The sequence below is a fragment of the Rhodospirillaceae bacterium genome (assembly GCA_018660465.1).
GTDB lineage: Bacteria > Pseudomonadota > Alphaproteobacteria > Rhodospirillales > JABJKH01 > JABJKH01.
The window spans coordinates 38,854-62,346 of record JABJKH010000093.1 but is presented as its reverse complement, the minus strand read 5'-3'; the positions used below and the strand labels follow the sequence as shown (position 1 = coordinate 62,346).

The following is a 23,493-nucleotide window of genomic DNA, read 5'->3' as shown; positions in this document are numbered from 1 at the left end:
TTGGTTCGAATTAATTGTGTGAGAATACATGTTTTGCGAGTTCCAGACTAGGAGAATATATGCATATCTGTTACCAAGGTCGATATTATACATAAGGTTCTAATGCAAATGTCCCTGACCATTGAGCAACTCTTTCAGCAAGCAACCCAAAAAGTACAGACCGGGGACTGGACGGGAGCCGGAATTCTACTTGAAGGGGTTTTGAGCCAGACTCCAGAACACGGCGATGCCTTACATTTCTTAGGCTTGATCCGATACCAGTCTGGCGATGCAGAGGCTGCGGTTCCCCTGTTGCAAAAAGCGGCTGCAGCAACAGCCAACCATCCAGCGGTCATGGCAAATTACGGGTCTGTCCTTAATGCGTTAGGCCGATGGCCCGAAGCTGAGGTAGCGCATCGCCAGGCATTGAAAGGGGACCCTGGTAACCCGCAAGCCTTGGCTGGCCTGGCTACGGCATTAATGGAACTGGGGCGGCCTGATGAGGCGTTAGAGTTCTGCGAACAAGCGGTTCAGAGTGACGCTACCAACCCGGCATCACAGATTACGTTGGGCAATATCTACCGCCGTTTGGGAGAATTAGATCAGGCGGTTGAGGGGTACAAACAGGCAATTAAATTGGCCCCCAGCGATGCCATGGCACATGCAAATATGGGAGCGGCCTTACGCGAACTTGGAAAGTTGGATGCCGCCGAGACAGCCTGCCGCAAGGCCATTGATCTGCGGCCAGATTATGCGGAGGCCTATAACAATCTAGGCAATGTGTTGCAGGCTGCAGACGACGGGGAGGCGGCGTTGGTCGCCTTTCGTCGGGCCCTAACTCTCAACCCCAATATGTCGGATGCGGAGGCAAATCGTGGCGCAACGTTGTATCGGATGGATCGATTGGAAGAGGCCGAAGCGGCTTATCACGAGGCTATTGCTCTCAACCCCGGCGATGCCAAGGCGTATAATGGACTGGGAATCGTTCAGTTGGCCTTGGGCCGAACGGATGACGCTGTCGGCCAATTTCGCCGTGCTGTGGACTTGAATCCGTTGCTAGCTGACGCGTTCTATAACTTAGCTTCCAGCCGTGGCGAGCAATTTGGAGACAGCGATGTCGCGACGGTCGAAGATTTAATTTCGAAGGGAACCGTTGATCATTCTGGCACGGTCCTTTTGCACTTTGCCCTCGCTGAGGTCGCCGATCAGCGCCAAGATTGGGACAATGCCTTCGAGCATGCCCGACAAGGAAACACTCTTCGGCGCGAGCTTTTAGAGGCTGAGGGTAATGGCTTCGATGCAGATACGTTTGATGCGTGGGTGGGGGAGATCATTGGCGTATTTGACGGTGCTTATTTTCAAAATAATAGGGCAAGCGCTAAGGGTTCTGATAAGCCAGTGTTTGTTGTCGGCATGCCGCGCTCTGGGACGACGCTGGTGGAACAGATTCTCGCGGCCCATCCAGATGTTCATGGTGCCGGAGAGCTTGATCGAATTTCCATGATAGCCAAGGACTTGTCTGCGGGCTCTTTTCCTTCAGGATTCAAAACGGCGGAGCAGACCGACATCTCCCGGGCTGCAAAGGCACATGTAAAATCTCTTGGTGAGCTTGGCGAGGGTGCATTGCGGGTGATCGACAAGACGCCGTTTAATTTTCTGTACTTGGGCCTCATCGCGCAGGCGTTCCCAGGAGCGTCACTTATCCATTGTATGCGTGATCCTCGCGATACCGCGATATCGTGTTACTTCCAGAACTTTGTTTCTGCCCATGCGTGGAGTACGGACCTGGGTGATATTGCGCGCTATATCAGGGCCTATGGCCGGATCATGGATCATTGGAGAGAGGTTCTTCCTGTCACCCTAACAGAGGTGCGTTATGAGTCCCTGGTCGCCGATCAAGAGGCGGAAAGCCGCCGCTTAATAGAAGCGGTAGGGCTCGCGTGGGATGACGCATGTCTCAATTTTTACAAGAGTCCCAGACCGGTTAAGACGGCCAGCAGTTGGCAGGTGCGGCGTCCTATTCATGGCGGTGCGGTGGCGCGGTGGCGTAGGTATGAGAAACAATTGGGGCCGTATGTGGATTTGCTTTAATTGCCCTTGCGAAGAGAGATATAGCCGGTCTCTCCAAGGCGTTCAAAATGGAGGCCAATTTCGTAGTGATTTACCGGCATAATATTATCATCGGCTTCGAGATTTCGTTCCGCGACATAGGTGTTGATGTTTTGGCCATCGACAAGGACGTGATACCAGGGCTGGTCGCGCGGCGGCTTGGATTTTGCCATGCCTTGGTACCATTGCTCGGTGCCTTTGAAGAAGGGGTCCACATCCACAACAACACCGCGGTAATCAAACAGCTTGTGGCTGACGAGTTGTCCGACACTAAATTTTGCAGTGGTTTCGTTCATGATAAACGAGCGCCCTACTATCCAAATTATCTGAACCAATTAATAATAAGGTAGTAAGGAAATTGAAAATTACCACGATAAAATTTGTTGCTGAGGAGGAACGATTTTCTAGCAGTCTGCTAGACGGCAACCGAATGGCGGGCTGTGCCTTTTTTTAGATAAGAATCAAAGGTTGCCGCGATTGTGCGAAGGAAGGGTTTCCCCTTATCCGTAACCCGAACATGTGTTCCATCAACATAGACAAGCAGGTCTTCTGCCATGGGTGTAAGAGCGTCGAGATCATCGTAGAAAACGGAGACGTCAGTTTCGTGGCGCTTCGCAATGTCTGCCAAGTCGACCCTGGAATCGCACATCAAACGTTCGATGACGTCGCCGCGCAGCCGATCTTCGGCGCTAAACGCGATCCCCTTTGTCGTTGCCAGGTGTCCATTTTTGACCTGATCTCGATAGGTTTTTAGAGGAGATTGATTCTGGATATAGCCTTGCGGCACTTTGCCAATAGATGATGCGCCAAAACCTAGTAAGACAGCCGCGGTATCAGTGGTATAGCCTTGAAAATTCCGCCGCAACTCGCCTTTCTGCATGGCGATTGTTAAATCGTCATCTGGACGGGCAAAATGATCCAATCCGATTGGCAGAAAGTCCCACATCTGCAAGCGCCTTGATGCGGCTTCAAACTGAAGCGCGCGATCGAACGGATCGGGTAAGGTTGAGTCCTTAATCATTTTCTGATGAGATTTCATCCACGGAACATGGGCGTAGCCAAACAGCGACAACCGTGTCGGGTCTAGATCAACCGCCAAGTCCACACTCTTTTTAACACGTTCAACTGTTTGATGCGGCAATCCATACATCAGGTCCACGTTAATGTCTTTGATGCCATGGGCGCGTAGCTGATCGACGACCCGCTTGGTGACGTCGTAGGGTTGAATGCGGTGAATGGCTTCTTGCACTTCAGGATGGAAGTCCTGGACGCCGATGCTGACCCGGTTGACGCCGGCCGTGGCCAAAGCTGCGATATAGCTTTCCCGGGTCGTGCGGGGGTCGAGTTCGATGGCAATCTTTGTCGCGCTATCGGTATGAAAACGACTGCGTAAATGATCAAGAACTTTTAGCCAATCTTGTTCTTCCAGCATGGACGGACTGCCACCGCCCCAGTGAATATGCCGCGCCGTCATTTTGGCTGGAAGGGCATCTGCGACCAAATCTACTTCTGCCATCAGGGTGTCGATATAATCAGAAATTGGTGCGTACTGACGCGTAATCTTCGTGTGGCAGCCACAGAACCAACACATCTCCGCACAAAATGGAATATGGAAATAGAGCGAGAGTTCTTGGGCAGGATCAAGTTGCCCAAGCCACTCCCGATATGTCGCTCCATCAACGGCATCCGAAAAATGCGGCGCCGTCGGATAGCTCGTGTAGCGCGGCACATTGGCGGCGTACTTGTGGATAAGTTGAGATTTCATACGGATAGTCATAGACGTTCGTTCAAGTGTTTCCATGACCTAGGTCAAGAAGCCGTTTAGGCGGATAGTTGTAATCTGCATACATACGTAGACACAATTAGAAACGGTTCGGTAAAACTGGTGTAACAATTGTCATATATGATCGATAAATAGGCACATACTAAGAATGCGCCTTAGAATGCCTAAGAATTAACAACAGGAAATAGCAATGGGTGGCTATTAGGCCTGAGAATACGACGAAACTAAGAGACGAATGATTCATCTGAGACATTGAGGAGATTAATAAATGAAGGCGATTACGGGAAGTATCGTGGGAATGCTTAATCTACCAATTCCCATAGCATTATTTGTTGTTGTGGTAGGGGCTTGGATAATTCTTCCGCGTGTTGTGGAAAATAATGCAGAACAAAGCGCCGTTGAAGCCGCAAGTGCCATCGTTGAGCAATTCAAATCAATCCGCGGTTACTACACTGCCAACATTATTTCCAAGGTTAAGGCGGACGGAAATCTAAAACCGTCCTTTGATCATAAGAAAATGAAAAAAGGCATTCCGCTACCGGCGACTTTCATTCATGACATTAGTGAAGTTCTCTCCAAAAAAGAAACCAAAGTAAAGCTATACAGTTCCTATCCATTCCCGAACCGAAGTGAACGAGTTTTGGACTCCTACCAGAAAGAAGCCTGGAAATACCTAAATAAAAATCCCAAGGGAACCTACGTCCAGCGTCAAAACGTTGGTGGTAAGGAAATCATCCGGGTTGCCAAAGCCGACTTCATGAGCAAGCAAGGCTGTGTGAACTGCCATAACAGTCGATCAGACACCCCCAAAGACGACTGGAAACTGGGTGATGTACGGGGTGTCCTCGAAGTCTCCTCGTCATTGAACAACGCGCTAGCCCGGGGCTCTTCGCTGAGCATGTACATTATGGTTGCCATTGTTCTTGTTGGTCTAATTTTAACGGCGATTAACATATTTATGGCACGCCGGGTCGTTCAGCCGATAAACCATATGACGGGTGCTATGAAACGTTTGGCAGAAGGTGATACGGACATAGATGTTTCCAGTCAGGAAAACGCTGTTGAAATTAGCGCCATGGCTGAAGCCGTGGATGTCTTCCGTGAAAATGCCATTACTCGGGTAAAGCTTGAAGCAGACACAAAGGCTCAGAACGAAAGTCGTGAAGCCAGGGTTGGGAAGATGGAAAAACTAGCCAATGGGTTTGATGCACATGTTTCGACGATGCTTGAATCCGTTTCTAACGAGGTATCAAAAATCAACGATATGGCAGGGCAACTATCAGGTTCTGCTGGTGAGACCAATTCCCAGTCAGGTGCGGCCTCAGAGGCATCGGATCAGGCAGCATCTAATGTTCAAACCGTTGCCGCCGCGGCTGAGCAACTGTCTTCATCTATAACTGAAATCAGTCGTCAGGTTTCGCAGTCTGCCGAAAGCACCACCATGGCTGTAACTGAAGCAGAACGCGGCAAAGAAATGGTTCAGAGCTTGGTTGAGGCCGCGCAAAAGATTGGCGAAGTGGTTGCTTTGATTACCGATATTGCAGATCAAACCAACTTGTTGGCGCTGAACGCGACCATCGAGGCGGCCCGCGCTGGGGATGCCGGTAAAGGCTTTGCCGTCGTCGCGTCCGAGGTTAAAAACTTGGCCAACCAAACGGCGAAGGCGACTGAAGAAATCAGCAGCCAAATTTCCGACATTCAAGATGCGACACAAGGGGCCGTATCAGCCATCGACGAAATTGCGAAGACCATCGGCGAGGTGAACGAAATTTCCGCGACAATTTCTGCGGCGGTCGAAGAACAAGGTGCTGCCACAAGTGAAATTGCTCGAAGCGTGGAAAATGCAGCCAATGAAACCCAAAATGTAAAAAACAATATTGAAGGTGTAAGCCGTGTTGTTAGCGAAACAAACACGGTCGCAGACGATCTATTGAGTGCAGCAAGCATGTTGTCGGATCAGTCATCCGGCCTGCGGCAAGAAGTCGATAAGTTCCTAGGAGATATGCGCTCCGTCTAATACTGTTAAGACACCGTCTCAAGACCCGGTGGCGAATTTTAATTCGTCGCCGGGTTTTTTTTATTAGAACGGTGTTACGGGTCCGAAGTCGCCGATAACGCTGTAATGGGTGACGACGCCTTTGTTTGGTTGCCAATAATACACTTGTATTCCTGGCGGTTCGTGCCGCCAGCCTTTAGGGCCGTCAGCGGTCAGGTCCAGAGTCATTTGAAAGACAGGGCTTGGCGCACAACTGGCAACCGTGCCGCCAAACCGAGCATGGATCGGGCGGTGAAGGTGGCCACAGGCAATCCACTCAATTTGTGAATGTCGTGAAACAATTTGCTCTAATTCCTCAACGCCTTCAAAACCGTGTGCATCCATTTTTCCGATGCCAGTTTCGAACGGCGGGTGATGCATGAAAATTAAGGTCGGGCGGCCGGGTTCTTCCGAGAGTTTTTGGTCCAGCCAGGACAGGCGTTCCGAACACATTTCTCCACCAATTTTACCAGGGGCCAGGGTGTCGAGCCCGATCAACCGTAGTGGGTAGTGTTCGACAGTATAATGTAGGAATGGCCCCTCAGGCAGGTAGCCCCAATCCGAAAAGGTTTCTCGTAATTCCTCTCGACCATCGTGATTGCCCGGGATGACATAAACCGGCACGGAAAGTTCATCCAATGCCGTCCGCAGGGCCTCATAATCTTGATCTGATGGTGTATTGACCAAATCCCCTGTTGCCAAAACAACGTCAGGGTGTGGCCTTAAGCCATTGATATGTTCGATACATGAATCAATTAACGGTGATCCAAAAAGGCTATTTTTCAATATGTTGCCATCTGTTCTTAAATGTAAATCTGATATTTGAGCGAGAATCATATCAAATGCCTCGAAATTCTTTGCTGCCATGATAGTCTAACACATTGTTTTTGAAAGTTTGATAGGAATGAACATGAAATTGGCGGCGAATCTCGGATATCTATTTACGGAACGACCATTGCTTGATCGATTTGAAGCTGCAGCTCAGGCTGGTTTCAAGGGCGTGGAACTGCTTGCGCCAAACGAACTCCCAACAGAACAAATGGTCGACATCATTGGGAACGCAGGTGTTCATTTAATTCAGTTCAATGCCGCAATGGGTGATTGGGAGGCAGGACAAAGAGGAATCGGAGCCATTCCGGGACGGGAAGGAGAGTTTCAGGACGCGATTGGAGAGGCCTTGACGTTCGCCCGCGCCCTCGGGAATCAACAGCTTCATGTTATGTCCGGTGTATTGGAAGATCATATCGATCCCGAAATAGCACGGTCTGTCTTAGTTAATAATCTAAAATTTGCCGCAGAGGCGTGTGCGAAGGAAGGCATTAAGGCGCAGGTAGAGCCGATTAATGCGATCGATATGCCGGGGTATATTCTGTCCACACCGCGATTTGGGCTAGAGATCATGAAAGACGTTGGGCATCCGAACCTATTTTTACAATATGATATTTATCATGCGCAGATGACGGAGGGATATTTGGCTGAGAATATTCGTCAACATGTTGATGTCATTAATCACATTCAAATTGCCGGCGTTCCCGGACGTCATGAGCCTAACAATGGGGAAATCAACTACTCGTATTTATTCGATGTAATTGATGAGGTAGGTTATCAGGGGTGGGTTTCCTGTGAATACAAACCGTACGCTGGAACATTAGAAGGATTAGGCTGGGCCGCACCCTTTGGGGTTACGACGGGTTAACATAGGCAAATTTGGTCATTGTTTCTCCACAATTGAATATTAAATAGTAGACTCAAATATACTTAGGATGGTGGTGATGATTAAAAAACTTTTATGCACGTTAGGATTAGTGGCGTTCTTTGGTCTCGGAAGCGTCTCCGCGGAAGCCGCGTTTACAAAAAAAACGTACGTTCAACTCAAAACGTTTTTCCTGCCGGTGCAGACATCAAAGGGGCGTCGTCATAACGTTCCGATCACAGTTTACTTGGTCGTTAAGGATGACGGGGCGCCAAAAAAGATTTGCCCTACGTTTTTCGTATTCGTGACGCCATTGTTCAAGAATTCAATGCGCGGACTGTACGCTTCACGTCTGAAGGTGTTGATTCCAGTAAAAGCAGGTCCCGCCTTCCGGACGCACTCAATCGAGTGGTCAGAGGTGGCTTGATCAATGACTATCGCCTGTTCAAAGGGGCGTACACTTTAGGATCTGGTGGGTCCACCGGACGGGGCTGCGTACGAGTGACAAAACTGCCAGCCGCAAAAAAATAGTGGAATACGAGAGTTCTAGAGCTCGATTGAAAAAAACCAGATAAAATTTTGACGAAATAAGACTATAACGGCGGACTTTAGCAGTATTCTGCCTTGAAGTTCATTTTATCCGCTTCATTTTCAAACATCACGCGGACGCTCTTTTTTGTTAGGTCGGCGTCCATGTCCTCAAGTGCTACTTGAAATTTACCGACACAGAATTCATCTAGCCATTCCTCAATTTCGGCAATGGTACCGTTTGTCGAATAGATCAATCCGTAGCGCAAAGCCATCGTCTAGAAATCCTCGTGTTGCTCTAACTCACTATATGGTGCCGATTGTAAAAAAAACCTTAGGCACGAGCCAGAACGATCTTCATATAATCTGTCACAGTAACATTTAATGAGACATTCATGCCACCAACTAACTTAGATGTTTTCTATACTTTTAGTACCGCTGTGCATCAAGGGGGGAAATGCAAAAAACTTGAGTAAAGGTCATAAATTCAGCGATATAGGGGAAAAAAAGCGCAGCTAGCCGCTTAATAGGGGAATAATTTTCAATGCATCGGCGATGGAGTCTGCTCCATGAGCCGAGAAGTTTTTGCTGTTTAAGGCTAAAGCCTGTTCCCGTTCTCCAGATTCCACTCCGTGGCCCATAAAGACATGAATGCCACCATTTATCCCGGCCCGAAGTCCCGCGACCAAGTCATTGGCTCGATCACCAATTATCCACGATTGCCGCATCTCAATCTCAAAAGCATCCGCCGCACGCAGTAACATCCCCGGATTGGGTTTACGATCAGGTGCGTCCGGGTCGTTATAGGGAGGGCCGGCCTGCGTGTGATGTGGGCAAGCATAAACGGCATCCACTCTTGCTCCAGCGGCAGAGAGTTCGTCTAAAATGTGATCCTGGACAGTAATAAAATCATCCCAAGTATAGATTCCGCGACCAACCCCTGCTTGATTGGTCACGATGACGACGAGAATCCCCCGCTCATTCGCTTGTCGGATGACGTCGGCGGCACCCGGCACTATGATGGTATCTTCAACCCGGTGTAGATAATGAACCTCTTCCACGACCACGCCATCTCGGTCCAAGAACAAGGCGGGCTGAGCAGCAGATCCCTGAGGCTGATACCGAATGATTTGGCACCAAGTTCCAAGGGGATCGATCTCTGCTCCTGGGGGGAGGGCACTACAAGGTTTCATCCGGCAATCCTTATTTTTGAATAATTCCATATGACCTGCTTGGCGAGATGGGAGCAAGTGAACTATGGTTTTTGGACCAATGTATTTTTTGGCGAACATTCGAACAGGAGCCTTCATGCCGATCATCAACCGCATTGCAGAGTTTCACAAAGACATGTCGGCTTGGCGCCAAGATATTCACGCCCATCCGGAAACCGCTTTTGAAGAGCATCGGACTTCTGCCATCGTTGCCGATAAACTGGAAAGTTTTGGGGTTGAGGTCCATAAGGGACTCGCCGGAACGGGCATTGTTGGCACGCTCAGTACGGGGGATGGTCCCACCATCGGGCTTCGTGCAGATATGGATGCGTTGCACATTGATGAACTCAATGACTTTGACCACAAGTCTACTCATGATGGCAAAATGCACGCCTGCGGCCATGACGGTCATACGACAATGTTGCTGGGGGCCGCACGGTATCTAGCGGAAACCAAGCGGTTTAAAGGTACGGTCCGGTTTATCTTCCAACCTGCAGAAGAAAACGAAGGTGGTGGCCGGAAGATGGTCGAAGATGGTCTGTTTGAAAAACTCCCCGTCGATAAGGTCTTTGGCATGCACAACTGGCCCGGTATGCCGTTAGGGGCCATGGCCATGACGGCAGGTCCGCAAATGGCCGCTGTAGACCGGTTTACCATTACCGTTAAGGGCCAAGGATTTCATGGCGCCATGCCCAATCTAGGTGTGGATGCAGTGCTGACTGCAGCTGAAATCGTCCTGGCGCTACAATCCATATGTGCACGGAAGACCGATCCCTTGGATGCGGCGGTGTTGTCAGTCGCGCAGTTTCATGCGGGCGACACCGCGAACGTTGTGCCTGACCAAGCTGTTCTCAATGGTACGACCCGTGTGCTAAGGCCTGAAGTCCACGACACCATCGAAGCATCGGTCCGGCGCATCTGTGAAGGCATAGCGTCTGCCCATGGCGCCGAAGTCGATGTGGATTACCGCAAAGGCTATCCGGCGACGATCAATACAGAAGCAGAAACTGAACTCGCGGCCCGTGCTGCAAACGCCGTGGTCGGTGCGGATAAAGTGGACCGAAATCCGAACCCGAGTCTCGGGGCGGAAGATTTTTCCTACATGCTGCAGGAACGCCCTGGCTGTTACGCCTGGATTGGCAACGGCCCTGGTGAAGGTGGCTGTATTCTGCATAACGCGCGTTATGACTTTAACGATGAAATCCTGCCCATTGGCGCAAGCTACTGGGCGACGTTGACCGAGCAAGTTCTAAGTGCCGATTAAATCTAATTTGGAGTAAAAAATGTCTGACCAATACGACCATAGTTTCAAAGCCATTCACGACCACGAAATCCCCTGGGAAGAAGGGGTTGCGAACGAACTTATGACCTTGCCAGCTGGGGTGAAGGCCAAGGTTTTGAGCCACGACAAGGCGATGAAGCGGATTGATATGAAGGTGCAGTTTCCACCGGGCTATGTCGAGCCTGAACACAGTCACAAAAGCTGGCATTCCATCGTCGTGCTGAAAGGACGGATGTGCGTTGCGGGCAAGGACTTGCGGCCAGGGGATTACGTGTTTGGCTGGGATGATCTGCACGGACCCTATGAATACCCAGACGGTTGCGAGGTCTTCGTCGTCTTCATGGGGGATGGTACCGAACACGAATGGAATGCTGACAAACACGACGCCCACGAAAAGCAATGGACGCCGGAAACGGAGGAAGGAAAGGCGGTGAAGGGCTAATTCATGCTCCCAAGGTTATTTCTATCTTTTTGGCTGATTAGCGTGGCTTGGCCCGTTAACGCGGCCCCAGACAAAGACCTGCAAGCTCTCAGCAATATTATTGAAGCTGTGTGTTTGCCATCAAAGGCTGGGTATGTCTTCAAACGGGAGCGCCTTGCCGACATCTTACCCGGTGCTTCGTTCGTTTCCACCAAGCGCTTGCCGCTCAGGCGTGGCGCATCAAGGGTGACGCATATCTATGCAGCGCCGAACGATGAGCAAATTTCGTTCGTGTCGATTATGCGGGGTGGCGTCGGGCTTAGGCTAGCCACAGAGATGTCGAGGTCATCTCGTCCAACGGCCAATATCATATCTGGTTCGGGGTGCGAGGTGCGCCAGGGCCGCATCATCCGCTATGACACCAAAGGAATTGCCCGAAAGCTGGTGATTTATAGTGCTAACTTTGAAAAAGTTCTAGGGCGCGAGCCGCTAAACCCTCCCATCCCTCCTGGAACGGACGTTGCCGGGGTCACTGTTGTGCATGTAGATTCGGGGATCGCGTATGACCAGCCCCACCTGGCGGCAAGACTGGCGCGAGATAAGGCGGGACGCATATTAGGGGCCGATTTGTGGGACGAAGATGGTCTGCCTTATGACGCAGATACATCGCTGTCTCCGTTTATGGTACGCCGCCACGGATCGTTGGTCGCTGACGTCTTATTGAGAGAGGGACCCCCAATCCGACTTGTGCCCATACGCTATCCTAGAAATAACATGAATAAGTTCTTACAAGTAGTTGAAATTGCGTATAAAGTTGGCGCTAAAATCGTGGCACTTCCGATGGGGAGCAACACTGAAAATGAATGGTCGGCCTTTCGCGATGCGGCGGCTCGACACCCTGAAATTTTGTTCGTTGTTTCTGCAGGCAACAATGGCCGGGATATAGATGCCCGCCCGGTTTATCCCGCCGCATTTACTCTTAAAAATTTGTTGGTTGTGACGTCGGTAACTGAATCCGGGTTGATTGCTCGCGGCTCAAATTGGGGTGCCGTGGCTGTGGATATCGGTGTTCCGGCAGAACAGTTAAGTGCTCGGGATTATCGAGGCAGTGAACGCCCAGTAGCCGGTTCAAGCTTTGCGGTGCCTAGGGTTACGGCGCTTGCCGCGCGACTTAAGGCCGTAAACCCCCTATGGCAAGCCGGGCAACTTAAGGCCGCTATTCTGGGGCTTGCGACGCCAGTGACCGGCCGAAACGGTGCACCGTTGCTAGGTTCTGGCTGGATTTCAGAAAATAAACTGAAAAAGAGTTAATTGTCTTCAGTTAGCTTAATTCACACCAAACAGGCGTGTGGTCTGAGGGCTTCTCCCAACCGCGCGGACGGCGATCAATATCGCAGCCTGTAAGCCTGTCGGCGGCTTGCGGAGACAGCAGCAAGTGATCAATCCTCACCCCGTTATCTTTCTGCCAAGCTCCAGCCATGTAGCCCCACCAACTGTATTGCCCGGTCTCTGAATGCAGGGCGCGATAGGCTTCGGTATAGCCGAGATAGAGGATTTTACGGAATGCAGCCTTGGTTTCCGGCTGATACAGGGCTTCATCCGCGAAACCTGCCGGATCATACACATCGCCTTCTTCTTGAATGACATTGTAGTCCCCGCCCAAGACAACCGTTTCTTCGGTTTCTAATAGCCCCTTGGCGTGCTCATACAGCCGTTCCATCCAATCTAGCTTGTAGGGAAATTTCTCAGTGTCGATGGGATTGCCGTTGGGCAAATAGATGGAGGCAACCCGGACATCGTCAATTTGTGCCTCAATATAGCGAGCTTGTTCGTCGCTTGGGTCGCCGGGGAGTGCAGTATGCAGCACCTCTATCGGGCTTTTGGACAGGATAGCGACACCGTTGTAGGTCTTTTGACCAACGACGGCGGCGTTATAACCGAGGCTTTCAATCTCAAGCCGGGGAAAATTTTCCTCGGTCAGCTTGAGTTCTTGGAGCAGCAGGATGTCAGGTTCTGCTAATTTCAAGTACTTGCAGACATGCTCAAGCCGAGCTTTTACCGAATTCACGTTCCAGGTTGCAATCTTGACCATCCGGGCCCCCTTATGAGCTAATCATCCTTCATAACGCCCAAGGGGACGAGCGACAAGACGAGGAGTAATATATGCGTGCGGTTCTATTGTTATTGGCGGTTTTGGCATCGACCTCAGCGGCGGCAGATCAAGTTATCGATCTAAGCCCCCGCGACGGCGTGAGATTGCGCGTGTTGGTGGTTGCACCTGAACGTCCAAAGGGGACCGCTATCCTATTCATGGGGGGCAGTGGCCGTGCAAAAATTAACAAAGCAGGTCGGGTAAAGTCGAAAAATTTCCTTGTTCGGTCGCGAAATCTATTTGTTAAGCACGGCTTTGCCGCCATCGTTCCCGATGCGCCGTCCGATAACAACGATTCAGACGGTATGAAAGGCTGGTTCAGGGAGACTAAGGAACATACGACTGATTTGAAGGCGCTTCTTAAACTTGCACGTGACCGCTTTCACGTGCCGGTCTGGCTGGTGGGGACCAGTCGTGGCACCAATTCGGTGGCCAACGGAGGGACCAAAATTTTAAAAGGCGGTGCCAATGGTCTCGTATTTACGGCCTCAATGTCAGAGGCGAATAATGGTGGGCCGCACGTCATGGATTTTGATCTGAAGAAAGTTCGGGTTCCCGTCCTGATTTCGCATCACAAAAAGGACGAATGCTGGGTGACGCCATTTTCCGGTGCCGCTGAAATCAAAAATGATCTGATTAATGCGCCCGTGATTAAGATTTTAGCATACGACGGGGGTGCCTCTGAAGACGAAGACTGTTCACCACACGCCTACCACGGTTTTAACGGAATTGAGGACAAGGTCGTCAGTGATATGACAAAGTGGATGCTCGCGCATCAATAACTGAAATTTAAACCGCGAACGAAGTCCCACAGCCACACGTCGCCGATGCATTGGGGTTCTCTAAAGTAAAGAACGCGCCCAACATTTCTTCTTTGAAGTGGAGTTCAGACCCGCGGATCAGTTCGATGGACGTATCATCGACCAAGACCTTGATGCCGTTGTGTTCAAACACAAGGTCATCATCGCCAATGGTCTCATCCAATTCGAACCCATAGACAAAGCCAGAGCAGCCGCCGCCCGAAATGGCGATGCGGAGTTTAAGCGACTCGTTACCCTCCATCTCTATCAATTTGGCAATTCGTGCTGCCGCATTGTCGGTAATGACAATGTCTGCACTTTCGCTATTGGCTTGTCCGTCTGGCATGGAACCCTCTGATTTCAAACGCTTCGATTATAACTCATTTACACCCAACATGTAATCTCGGAATAAGTTTTGTCAATCCATGCCGGTACCTGTACCTTCCGGCCCATGACCAGCACACAAAATTTAGTCCCTTATGCCTGCATCCCGGAAGAGAGCCGGGGGCGCGTGCATACGGAGCCGGAAAGCGCCACACGGACCTGTTTTCAGCGCGACCGTGACCGGATCATTCATTCGGCTGCATTTCGTCGCCTGCAGTACAAAACCCAGGTCTTCGTCAACCACGAAGGGGATTTCTTTCGCACACGGCTGACCCATAGCCTGGAGGTCGCCCAAATCGCCCGCTCTGTGTGTCGTTATTTGCGATTAAACGAAGAAATGGGCGAAGGCTTGGCCCTGGCCCATGATCTCGGCCACCCGCCGTTTGGTCATGCGGGAGAAGACGCCCTGAAAGAAACCATGGAGCCCTTCGGCGGCTTTGATCACAACGCCCAAAGTCTGCGGGTCGTGACCCGGCTGGAGGAACGTTACGCGGGGTTTGACGGCCTGAACCTGACCTGGGAGACGGTTGAGGGGATCGTTAAACATAATGGCCCCCTGACCGGCCCCCAAAGCAAAGGCAAGGACTTGCCCCGCGCGATTACAGAATACCCGGGTTATCAAGACCTGGAACTCAGCACTTTTGCCGGGCCTGAAGCCCAAATAGCCTCACTTTCAGACGATATTGCCTATAACAACCACGACATCGAAGATGGCCTGCGCGCGGGCTTATTCACCATCAACGACTTGAAAGACGTGCCCTTGGTCGGTCCGGTGTTTGCGCAGGTCCGCAAAGACCACCCGGACCTCGATAAAAACAGGCTAATCCACGAATCCATTCGCGCCATGATTGGTGAGATGGTTATTGATCTGTTGGAGGAAACCAAACGCCGATTATCTGACGCCGCACCGAAGACTGCTGATGAAATCCGCGCATTGGATCATCCCATCGCAGACTTCTCAGAAGCCATGCACGGATACGATAAGGCATTGAAGAAGTTTCTGTTTCAGAATATGTACCGCCACACCAAGCTCAACCGTATGACCAGCAAGGCACGCCGCGTGGTGAAAGAACTATTTGGCTTGCTGATTAAGGAACCTGAATGCCTGCCTGATGAATGGCGGCGAAAAGCGGCGGCACCTGAAAGTGTGATTACTGCCCAAGTCGTGGCGGACTACATCGCTGGCATGACCGACCGCCATGCAGTGGACGAGCACCAACAACTATTTGATTTGCAAACACGAACATCATGAACCTATTCGAATATTTTAAAGGTCGCGTCTTGGAGAGCGTCCAGGACTTGGTCGATGATGGGCACCTCCCGCAAGGTCTGGAAACAGCTCGCGTGAATGTCGAACCGACACGGGAAGCGGCTCATGGTGATATCGCCACCAACGCCGCCATGGTGCTGGCCAAACCAGCAAAGATGAATCCGCGTGATATCGCGGCGCTACTAGTAGAAAAGCTTGCAGGACTTGATCATGTGACATCGGCAGAGATCGCCGGCCCGGGTTTCATCAACATGCGGATCGACAGTGAATTTTGGCACGCACGTTTGGGCGATGTCTTGGGCGCTGCGACTTCCTACGGCGATTCGAAATTTGGGGCAGGTGAGGGCGTGAACGTCGAATACGTCTCCGCCAACCCCACCGGCCCGATGCACGTTGGCCACGCGAGGGGAGCCGTGTTCGGTGATGCCTTGGCGGCACTGTTGGAGAAAGCGGGCTTTGATGTCACACGAGAATATTACATCAACGATGCCGGAACCCAGGTTGGGGTTTTGGCTCGGTCGCTCCATCTCCGCTACCGCGAAGCCTTGGGCGAAGACATTGGCGCAATCCCTGAAGGACTTTATCCCGGCGATTATTTGATTCCCGTCGGCAAAGACCTCGCCGAAAAAGATGGCGATAAATGGCAAAATATCCCAGAAGACGACTGGTTGGTGCCGTTCCAAACCCTAGCCGTCGACGCGATGATGGAGCTCATCAAGGGCGACTTGGCGGAGCTTGGGGTAAAGTTTGATATGTTTACCTCCGAGCACGGACTGGTGGAGGCCGGAAAAGTCGACTCAGTTCTGAAATTCCTCGAAGATCGAGGCCTGATCTATCAAGGCGTCCTCGAACCACCGAAAGGTAAAAAGCCTGACGATTGGGAAGAACGGCCCCAAACCCTCTTCAAGGCCACCGATTTTGGCGACGATGTGGATCGTCCTCTGAAAAAATCCGACGGTACATGGACCTATTTCGCCTCCGACATCGCCTATCATTTGGACAAATACCAGCGCGGTTTTAAGACCATGATTGATGTCTGGGGTGCGGATCATGGCGGCTACGTCAAACGCATGGAGGCTGCGGTTAAGGCGGTCACCGAAGGCGACGGCGAACTGGATGTAAAAGTCTGCCGCTTGGTGAACCTGCTGGAAGACGGCAAGCCCGCAAAGATGTCAAAGCGCGCCGGGACCTTTGTCACGTTGCGCGATGTGGTGGAGCAAGTCGGCAAAGACGTTGTCCGCTTCATCATGCTGACCCGGACCAATGACAAGACTTTGGATTTCGATTTTGCGCGGGTGACGGAGCAGTCTAGAGACAACCCCGTATTCTACGTTCAATACGCCCATGCACGCATTTGTTCGGTGATGCGGCACGCGGCAGATGAGTTTGGCACGGACGCGATTACGGCACATGCTTTGTCGTCAGTAGCGCTCGACAAGTTGACCGATTCGGATGAATTAGCGCTAATTAAAACCATGGCGGCCTGGCCGAGGATGGTTGAGAGCGCAGCACTTGCTCATGAACCCCACAGAATAGCCTTTTATTTGAATGACTTAGCTTCTGGCTTCCATGGCCTCTGGAACAAAGGCAAGGACAACGCCCACCTGCGCTTTATAATCGCCGACGACCCGGACGTAACGAAGGCCCGCCTGGCGTTGCTCCAAGGCGTGGCCTTCGTCATTGCGTCCGGTCTTCAGGTATTTGGGGTAACGCCAGTTCAAGAGATGTAATATCTCGAAATTGTAAGTCAGGGAAATGTAAGCATGGCGCCGCCGGATCTTTCCGATAAGGCCATACCAGAGAGTGGGAACGGGCTTGCGTTTAAGCCTGTGAGCCGTCATGCCAAACCGAAACCGCGCTGGGGACTGATCTTTGGTATCACGTTTGTGCTGTTGATCATTGGTGCGGCCGGGGCGGGCTATCTTGTTTTTGAAGAGTCCTTGGAAGAAGGCGAGGAATTTCGCGTTCCCCTCATCCGCGCCAAGGCTGGCCCGATAAAGACCCGTCCGAAGAACCCTGGCGGCATGGACGTGCAGCACCGTGATAAGTTGGTTTATGATCGCTTGCCGGGTGGGGCCGAACGGACCCCTGTGGAAGTTCTAAACCCGCCGCCCGAATCCCCCCTGCCACCGCCTAAGAAAGTCGAACCCAAAGTGGCACCAGCTCCCAAAGTCGTGCCGCCTGTGGTCGAGGCGACACCGCCCAAACCCGTGAAACCCGGTCCAGCAACCCCGACGCCAAAAGATGTCGCGTCAATTAAATCGCCCGTTCCGGCACCCATGTCGCCTGTTGTGGAAGGTGCAAAGCCCAAACCGGAAACGAAACCGGAGCCAAAGTCCGAACCCAAAGTCGTTAAGCGACCGCCACCACCGCCGCCACCTCCAATGGTTCAGCCTGAGCCCCCAAAAGCGCCAGCAAAATCCCCGGCAAAACCAAAAGCAGAGCCTTTTGTTTTGAAGTCGCTTGAGGACAGCAAACCAAAGCCATTACCAGCGCCAAAGTCGGTGCAGGCACCCCCCGTTACAAAGCCTGCTGCATCGGCAAAATCGTCGGTAACGAAGGGAACAGGCAAGATTAAAATTCAGCTGGCCGCTGTTCGAAGTGTTGAACGGGCAACAACAGAATGGTCCCGACTTCGGCGCAAGCATGCTGATTTGTTGAAGGGTCTTAGCTTGACTGTAACCAAGGCGGACCTGGGCCCTGTGAAGGGGATATATTATCGGCTGCGGGCGGGCCCGGTGGCGACAGAATCAACCGCCAAAGCTCTCTGCGCTCAACTGACCCGGCGCAAAATTGGCTGCATGGTTGTTCGTGACAAATAATGCGTCCCGCGCTGTCATTCTTGGCTGTGCCGGCACAACGCTGAGCCGGGATGAGAGGGCATTTTATCGCGACGCCAATCCTTTCGGTTTCATCCTGTTTCAGCGTAACTGTGAATCGCCAGACCAAGTACGGGCGCTGGTGGCTGAGATGCGGGCGTCTGTGGGCCGGGACAATGCGCCGGTCCTGATAGATCAGGAAGGCGGCAGGGTTGCGCGCCTAAAACCACCCCATTGGCGGCACCCGCCAGCTGCTGCGGTGTTCTCTAAATTAGCGGATCGTGGTGCCGCGGCCGCGAAGCTGAACGCGCAAATGATCGCGTTTGAGCTTCTGGCGATGGGGATCGATGTTAATTGCGCCCCGGTCCTTGATCTTCCACAGGCCGACGCGGACCCTATTATTGGTGATCGGATTTCAGGGGAGACCCCAGAAAAGGCGGCGATCATAGGCCGTGCAGCCTGCGAAGGGTATTTGGCAGGTGGCGTGCTGCCCGTGATCAAGCATATCCCCGGTCATGGCAGAGCAACTGTTGATAGCCACAAGGCCTTGCCCATCGTTGATGCCTCTCACAAAGACCTAAGCAGGTTCGACTTTAAACCATTTAAGGCGCTCGCTGACATGCCTTGGGCGATGACGGCCCATGTGGTCTACCAAGCTATTGACGGGGATAACCCTGCGACGTCGTCAGCGACCGTGATCGGCGATGTGATCCGCGGTGAGATTGGCTTTGATGGCGTCTTGTTATCGGATGATCTATCCATGCAAGCCCTCCGCGGGAGCTTCACTGAACGGGCTGAAACGGCGCTAAAAGCTGGGTGCGATGTTGTGCTTCATTGCAACGGGGTGATGGAAGAAATGGAAGCGGTTGTTGCGGGAACTGCGCCCCTAAGTGTGGCAGCCCTTGAACGGATAGAGCGGGCTGCCAAATTAATCGATACCCCCAAAGATTTTGATTTCGAAGGAGCGCAGCAACGACTTGATCAGCTGCTGGCAAAAACATGATGTCGGATATGCACCTGGATAAAATTCTATTTCAGGCTTCGATCTGGATAATTCCAGTCATTCTGGCCGTGACCTTCCATGAGGCTGCGCACGGCTGGGTTGCGTGGAAGCGCGGTGATGATACGGCTTATATGCTGGGCCGTGTGACGTTTAACCCGATCAAGCACATTGATCCGTTTGGCACGGCTTTGTTGCCAGCGATGCTGCTGTATTTTTCAGGCGGGCAGGTGATGTTCGGCTATGCCAAGCCGGTGCCTGTCAATTTCAACCGCTTGTTTCATCCGCGCCGGGATATGGTGTTGGTGGCTTTAGCGGGGCCTGGGGTCAATTTATTGCTGGCCATCGTTGCGGCCTATTTGTTCCATACATTATCGCTTCTGCCGCGTGACGTGGCAGAGTGGGTCAGTTATAACCTCGGCAACTTGATTTGGATTAATTTGCTGTTGTGTGTTTTCAACATGCTGCCGCTGCCGCCATTGGATGGTGGACGGGTTGCCGTTGGGGTGCTACCGCCGAATTTAGCTTATCGGTTGGCGGGGCTCGAGAGGGCCGGAATGTTTATTATCCTGGGTGCGGTATTTCTATTGCCGTGGCTCGGCGCAAAATTGGGCATGGATTTGAACGTTTTTTGGTGGCTTGTCGGGGGCCCGGCGTCATACTTAATGGATGTCGTTGTGAACATGGCGGGGATTGTTTAACGGAACATGGCTGACTTAGAAGCAATTGAGGAATTCGAAGGGGAGGGCGCACCGAGCATCAACCCCTTTGTCGTCGACATTGATGGCTATGAAGGCCCAATCGATGCGTTGCTGCAGCTTGCCCGTGATCAAAAGGTAGACCTCGCGCAAATCTCCATCCTGCAATTGGCGGATCAATACCTGGAATTTATCGCTCAGGCCCAAAAAGTGAACTTGGAACTGGCAGCGGATTACCTCGTGATGGCTGCGTGGCTCGCTTATATGAAGTCGCGTCTTCTGCTGCCTGATTTGGGTAACGAGGATGAGCCCAGCGGCCAGGAAATGGCAGATGCACTGGCGTTCCAAATTCGCCGCTTGGAGGCGATGCAGAAAGCCGGGGAGGGCCTGCTGGCACGACCTCAATTAGGTGAAGATTTTTATGATCGCGGCGACCCAGAAGAATTCGTAACCAATTGGAAGACGGTCATTGATGTCACCTTGTATGACCTCTTAAAGGCCTACGGTGATCAGGCGAGCAGAGCCAAGGGCGACGGCACGCTGCACATTGAGCCTTGGGAGTTGTTTTCTGTCGAAGACGCGCTGTCACGCTTGCGGAAGCTGGTTGGCCACGTTCCTGACTGGTCTGAGCTGAGTAAGTTCTTGCCGGAAGGAATGAAGGACGGAATATCGACCCGCTCTGCTGTGGCCTCAACCTTGTCCGCCAGCCTTGAAATGGCTAAGGAAGGTAAACTAAAAATACGCCAAGATGGGACGTTCGCGCCGATCTATATTCGAGCCGCCGGCGACCCCTCATCTGGAAACACGGACTCATGAGCGAGATCAACACCCATCACCTGCGACTTTTGGAAGCGGTACTGTTCGCGAGCACAGAGGTGCTGCCGGAGAGACTCCTGGCACGTGCCTTGCCGGAAGAGGCTGATTTGCCTGAATTGCTAAAGGAACTGCAAGCGCAGTATGCGGAACGCGGTGTGAATTTGGTTCAGGCTGGAAAATCCTGGGCCTTCCGTACGTCCCCTGATTTGGCGGCGCAATTGAACCGGGAAACCGAAGTCAGTCGCAAACTCTCTCGTGCGGCCGTCGAGACCTTGGCCATCGTCGCCTATCACCAACCAGTCACACGGGCCGAGATTGAGGAAATACGCGGCGTTAGCATCTCGAAAGGCACCCTCGACCTGTTGTTCGAACACGGCTGGATCCGTCCCCGCGGTCGCAGAAAAACCCCAGGCCGCCCCGCCAACTGGGTAACAACGGATGAATTCTTGGACCACTTCGGTCTGGAAGGCCTGAGAGACCTGCCAGGAATGGCAGAGTTGAAGGCCGCAGGCCTGCTGGATTCTGGCCCTGCGATCAATGCCTATCGGGTCAGTGGTGACTTGGCGGAGAAGAGCGAAAGCAATGGCGCCGACGAGCCTCAGCCGGAAGGTGTCGTGCTCGAAGAAGAATCTGAGCTGGTTGCCGAACCTCTAAATCCTGATGATGATGTGGTGGGTTCGGAAGAGATTTTGCCCGGTGGTTGAGGAGGGCAGCTGATTTAGGGCGTTAATCATTCTGGGGCTCTACGTTGCAGCCCCTTGATCTTTCTGCCATTATCCGCCACAACCGGTCCCCTAATTATTATGAATGGAATACGAATATGGGCGCGTTTAGTATTTGGCATTGGCTTATTGTCCTCGTCGTTGTCTTGGTCCTTTTTGGCGGCAAGGGAAAGATTTCTTCGTTGATGGGTGATTTCGGTAAGGGTCTGAAATCGTTCAAGAAAGGGATGAAGGAAGACGAAACGGCCGATGCAGCCACTGAAGAAGCGCCAAAAGCGCTGAAATCAGAACAGGCGGAAGCTGTTGATAGCGTGGCAGAGAAGGACAGCGCGCAGAAGACCTGAGCGTTGGCTTGATTGTTGTTAATGCTTTTTCAGCCCCCTTACGTTTCCTTTCTCCAGGAGTAACGCCGCCATGTTCGACATCGGCTGGCAAGAACTGTTCATCGTTGCCGTTATCGGCATCATTGTCATCGGACCCAAGGAACTCCCTCGAACGTTGCGCGCGGTAACCGGAGCGTTACGCAAAGTACGCGCCATGGCGAGCGAATTTCAAAGCGGCATCGATGATGTGGTACGCGAAGCCGATCTGGAAGACATCAAAAAATCCGTGACAGGGGCCGAGGATTTCGACTTTGAAAACGAAATCAAGGGAACCTTGGACCCGACAGGCGACCTAGAAAAAGACATTCAAGGAAGCTTGGATGATGAGTTCGATGAGACGGATAACTGGGACGATGACGACGACGAGAATGACGAAGATTTTTACGACTACGAAGGTGACGATAGCGACGTTAACATCGCAGACACCGAGGCTGTTCCCGTCGATATGCCGGAGGTTGTGAAAACGACAGACGAAGAAAATACGGCGAGCGCCTCTGCAGATGATGCTCCTGAGCCAGAGTCCGCGCCCGCGCCCGCGCCGACCAAGCAGGATGGGTAGCAGACATGGCTGACCAACCCGCAGATCAATCCGCAGATCAATCCGCAGATCAATCTGGCGAAGAAACCAAAATGCCGCTGCTTGAGCATTTAATCGAGCTGCGTCAGCGTCTGCTGCATTCGGTCATTGCGATCCTGGTGTTGTTTGTCATCAGCTTTTATTTCGCGCCCTCCATCTATGCATTCTTAGTGCAACCGCTGGCCGACATCTTGGCGGATATGGGCGGCAACCGTCGGATGATTTACACGGCCCTGCATGAAACCTTCTTCAGCTACATCAAGGTCGCGTTCTTTATGGCGATGTTCTTGGCGTTTCCGGTGATCTCTGTGCAAATCTGGAAGTTCATTGCGCCTGGGCTTTATTCCAATGAGAAGAAAGCTTTCTGGCCCTTCCTGGTGGCGACGCCAATCTTGTTTCTCATGGGCGGCGCCATGGTGTATTATTTCGTCCTTCCGGTGGCCTGGAAGTTTTTCCTGAGCTTCGAGCAAATGGCCGCACCTGGCGGGTTGCCGATCCAATTAGAAGCCAAGGTCAACGAATACTTATCGCTGGTCATGCGGCTGATATTCGCATTCGGCGTTTGCTTCGAGCTGCCTGTGGTGATGACGCTGCTGGGCAAAATTGGTGTGATTTCGTCCAAAGGTATGCGGGAAAAACGACGCTATGCCATCGTAACCGCCTTTATCGCCGCGGCGATTTTGACACCACCTGACCCAATTAGCCAAATCGGCTTGGCCTTGCCGACGATCTTGCTCTATGAAATCTCTATAATCTGCGTAAAAATGGTCGAGAAGAAACGCGAAGAAGAGGCCGCTGAGGCCGAGACCACAGACTAAAACGGAACCGAGA

The 23,493-nt window shown here is 52.1% G+C and carries 25 protein-coding genes; 18 read left to right on the top strand and 7 right to left on the bottom strand.

Annotated features, from left to right (window positions below; translation table 11 throughout):
• The first annotated feature begins 108 nt into the window (after positions 1 to 108).
• The gene (locus HOM51_16215; protein MBT5036059.1) at positions 109 to 2,070 is read left to right on the top strand and encodes a tetratricopeptide repeat protein; all 1,962 of its coding nucleotides are present in this window, start codon (positions 109 to 111) and stop codon (positions 2,068 to 2,070) included.
• On the opposite strand, the gene hspQ is transcribed toward HOM51_16215, so the two are convergent.
• A complete protein-coding gene (hspQ, locus tag HOM51_16210; GenBank protein ID MBT5036058.1) occupies positions 2,067 to 2,384 on the bottom strand; it encodes a heat shock protein HspQ in 318 nt (105 codons plus the stop codon). The genes HOM51_16215 and hspQ overlap by 4 nt on opposite strands.
• 119 nt (positions 2,385 to 2,503) lie before the next feature.
• Complete coding sequence (gene hemN / locus HOM51_16205) at positions 2,504 to 3,853, bottom strand: oxygen-independent coproporphyrinogen III oxidase (protein MBT5036057.1); 1,350 nt, start codon at positions 3,851 to 3,853, stop codon at positions 2,504 to 2,506.
• A gap of 286 nt (positions 3,854 to 4,139) precedes the next feature.
• Between hemN and HOM51_16200 the strand changes: the two genes are divergently transcribed.
• A complete protein-coding gene (locus HOM51_16200) occupies positions 4,140 to 5,888 on the top strand; it encodes a DUF3365 domain-containing protein (GenBank protein MBT5036056.1) in 1,749 nt (582 codons plus the stop codon).
• A gap of 63 nt (positions 5,889 to 5,951) precedes the next feature.
• Here the strand turns inward: HOM51_16200 and HOM51_16195 are convergent, their stop codons facing one another.
• Positions 5,952 to 6,743 (bottom strand): phosphodiesterase, encoded by a 792-nt coding sequence (locus HOM51_16195; protein ID MBT5036055.1) that lies wholly within the window; start codon positions 6,741 to 6,743, stop codon positions 5,952 to 5,954.
• A gap of 73 nt (positions 6,744 to 6,816) precedes the next feature.
• Between HOM51_16195 and HOM51_16190 the strand changes: the two genes are divergently transcribed.
• Together HOM51_16190 and HOM51_16185 are read left to right on the top strand one after the other, a co-directional pair.
• Positions 6,817 to 7,602 carry a TIM barrel protein gene (locus HOM51_16190; protein MBT5036054.1) on the top strand — a complete coding sequence of 262 codons (786 nt, stop codon included), beginning with the start codon at positions 6,817 to 6,819 and terminating at the stop codon, positions 7,600 to 7,602.
• Between the two features lie 279 nt (positions 7,603 to 7,881).
• Positions 7,882 to 8,130, top strand: a complete 249-nt coding sequence (locus tag HOM51_16185) for a hypothetical protein (protein MBT5036053.1) — start codon at positions 7,882 to 7,884, stop codon at positions 8,128 to 8,130.
• A 77-nt stretch (positions 8,131 to 8,207) separates the two neighbouring features.
• Here HOM51_16185 and HOM51_16180 read toward each other — a convergent pair whose 3' ends face one another.
• Positions 8,208 to 8,402 carry a hypothetical protein gene (locus HOM51_16180; GenBank protein MBT5036052.1) on the bottom strand — a complete coding sequence of 65 codons (195 nt, stop codon included), beginning with the start codon at positions 8,400 to 8,402 and terminating at the stop codon, positions 8,208 to 8,210.
• Between the two features lie 240 nt (positions 8,403 to 8,642).
• On the bottom strand, positions 8,643 to 9,320 hold the full coding sequence (locus HOM51_16175) for an HAD family hydrolase (GenBank protein ID MBT5036051.1): 678 nt from the start codon (positions 9,318 to 9,320) through the stop codon (positions 8,643 to 8,645).
• A 115-nt stretch (positions 9,321 to 9,435) separates the two neighbouring features.
• Here HOM51_16175 and HOM51_16170 point away from each other — a divergent pair, with 115 nt between their 5' ends.
• From HOM51_16170 to HOM51_16160, 3 genes are read left to right on the top strand one after another with little or no spacing between them, the layout of a single operon-like run.
• Complete coding sequence (locus HOM51_16170) at positions 9,436 to 10,602, top strand: amidohydrolase (protein ID MBT5036050.1); 1,167 nt, start codon at positions 9,436 to 9,438, stop codon at positions 10,600 to 10,602.
• 19 nt (positions 10,603 to 10,621) lie between these two features.
• Entirely contained in the window at positions 10,622 to 11,062 is a 441-nt protein-coding gene (locus HOM51_16165; protein ID MBT5036049.1) for a hypothetical protein, read from the top strand.
• A 42-nt stretch (positions 11,063 to 11,104) separates the two neighbouring features.
• The gene (locus HOM51_16160) at positions 11,105 to 12,352 is read left to right on the top strand and encodes a S8 family serine peptidase (GenBank protein ID MBT5036048.1); all 1,248 of its coding nucleotides are present in this window, start codon (positions 11,105 to 11,107) and stop codon (positions 12,350 to 12,352) included.
• Positions 12,353 to 12,362: 10 nt separating this feature from the next.
• On the opposite strand, the gene xth is transcribed toward HOM51_16160, so the two are convergent.
• Positions 12,363 to 13,133, bottom strand: a complete 771-nt coding sequence (gene xth / locus HOM51_16155; GenBank protein MBT5036047.1) for an exodeoxyribonuclease III — start codon at positions 13,131 to 13,133, stop codon at positions 12,363 to 12,365.
• 71 nt (positions 13,134 to 13,204) lie between these two features.
• Here xth and HOM51_16150 point away from each other — a divergent pair, with 71 nt between their 5' ends.
• The gene (locus tag HOM51_16150) at positions 13,205 to 13,975 is read left to right on the top strand and encodes an alpha/beta hydrolase (protein MBT5036046.1); all 771 of its coding nucleotides are present in this window, start codon (positions 13,205 to 13,207) and stop codon (positions 13,973 to 13,975) included.
• A gap of 7 nt (positions 13,976 to 13,982) precedes the next feature.
• Here HOM51_16150 and erpA read toward each other — a convergent pair whose 3' ends face one another.
• Positions 13,983 to 14,339 (bottom strand): iron-sulfur cluster insertion protein ErpA, encoded by a 357-nt coding sequence (gene erpA, locus HOM51_16145; GenBank protein MBT5036045.1) that lies wholly within the window; start codon positions 14,337 to 14,339, stop codon positions 13,983 to 13,985.
• Between the two features lie 105 nt (positions 14,340 to 14,444).
• Here erpA and HOM51_16140 point away from each other — a divergent pair, with 105 nt between their 5' ends.
• The 10 genes from HOM51_16140 to tatC all read left to right on the top strand — a co-directional run bounded on the left by HOM51_16140 (position 14,445) and on the right by tatC (position 23,480).
• Entirely contained in the window at positions 14,445 to 15,629 is a 1,185-nt protein-coding gene (locus HOM51_16140) for a deoxyguanosinetriphosphate triphosphohydrolase (protein MBT5036044.1), read from the top strand.
• Positions 15,626 to 17,377: an arginine--tRNA ligase gene (locus tag HOM51_16135; GenBank protein MBT5036043.1), complete on the top strand. Its 1,752-nt coding sequence runs from the start codon at positions 15,626 to 15,628 to the stop codon at positions 17,375 to 17,377. The genes HOM51_16140 and HOM51_16135 overlap by 4 nt, the downstream gene beginning before the upstream one ends.
• Before the next feature lie 33 nt (positions 17,378 to 17,410).
• Positions 17,411 to 18,469 carry a hypothetical protein gene (locus HOM51_16130; protein ID MBT5036042.1) on the top strand — a complete coding sequence of 353 codons (1,059 nt, stop codon included), beginning with the start codon at positions 17,411 to 17,413 and terminating at the stop codon, positions 18,467 to 18,469.
• Entirely contained in the window at positions 18,459 to 19,469 is a 1,011-nt protein-coding gene (nagZ, locus tag HOM51_16125) for a beta-N-acetylhexosaminidase (protein MBT5036041.1), read from the top strand. Before HOM51_16130 ends, nagZ begins: the two co-directional genes overlap by 11 nt.
• Positions 19,466 to 20,167, top strand: a complete 702-nt coding sequence (locus tag HOM51_16120) for a site-2 protease family protein (protein ID MBT5036040.1) — start codon at positions 19,466 to 19,468, stop codon at positions 20,165 to 20,167. Before nagZ ends, HOM51_16120 begins: the two co-directional genes overlap by 4 nt.
• Positions 20,168 to 20,173: 6 nt before the next feature.
• Positions 20,174 to 20,980 carry a segregation/condensation protein A gene (locus HOM51_16115; protein ID MBT5036039.1) on the top strand — a complete coding sequence of 269 codons (807 nt, stop codon included), beginning with the start codon at positions 20,174 to 20,176 and terminating at the stop codon, positions 20,978 to 20,980.
• On the top strand, positions 20,977 to 21,684 hold the full coding sequence (gene scpB, locus HOM51_16110; GenBank protein MBT5036038.1) for an SMC-Scp complex subunit ScpB: 708 nt from the start codon (positions 20,977 to 20,979) through the stop codon (positions 21,682 to 21,684). The genes HOM51_16115 and scpB overlap by 4 nt, the downstream gene beginning before the upstream one ends.
• A gap of 116 nt (positions 21,685 to 21,800) precedes the next feature.
• Positions 21,801 to 22,046: a twin-arginine translocase TatA/TatE family subunit gene (locus HOM51_16105; protein ID MBT5036037.1), complete on the top strand. Its 246-nt coding sequence runs from the start codon at positions 21,801 to 21,803 to the stop codon at positions 22,044 to 22,046.
• Positions 22,047 to 22,116: 70 nt separating this feature from the next.
• The gene (tatB, locus tag HOM51_16100) at positions 22,117 to 22,644 is read left to right on the top strand and encodes a twin-arginine translocase subunit TatB (protein MBT5036036.1); all 528 of its coding nucleotides are present in this window, start codon (positions 22,117 to 22,119) and stop codon (positions 22,642 to 22,644) included.
• Positions 22,645 to 22,715: 71 nt separating this feature from the next.
• The gene (gene tatC, locus HOM51_16095; GenBank protein ID MBT5036035.1) at positions 22,716 to 23,480 is read left to right on the top strand and encodes a twin-arginine translocase subunit TatC; all 765 of its coding nucleotides are present in this window, start codon (positions 22,716 to 22,718) and stop codon (positions 23,478 to 23,480) included.
• Positions 23,481 to 23,493: the final 13 nt, after the last annotated feature.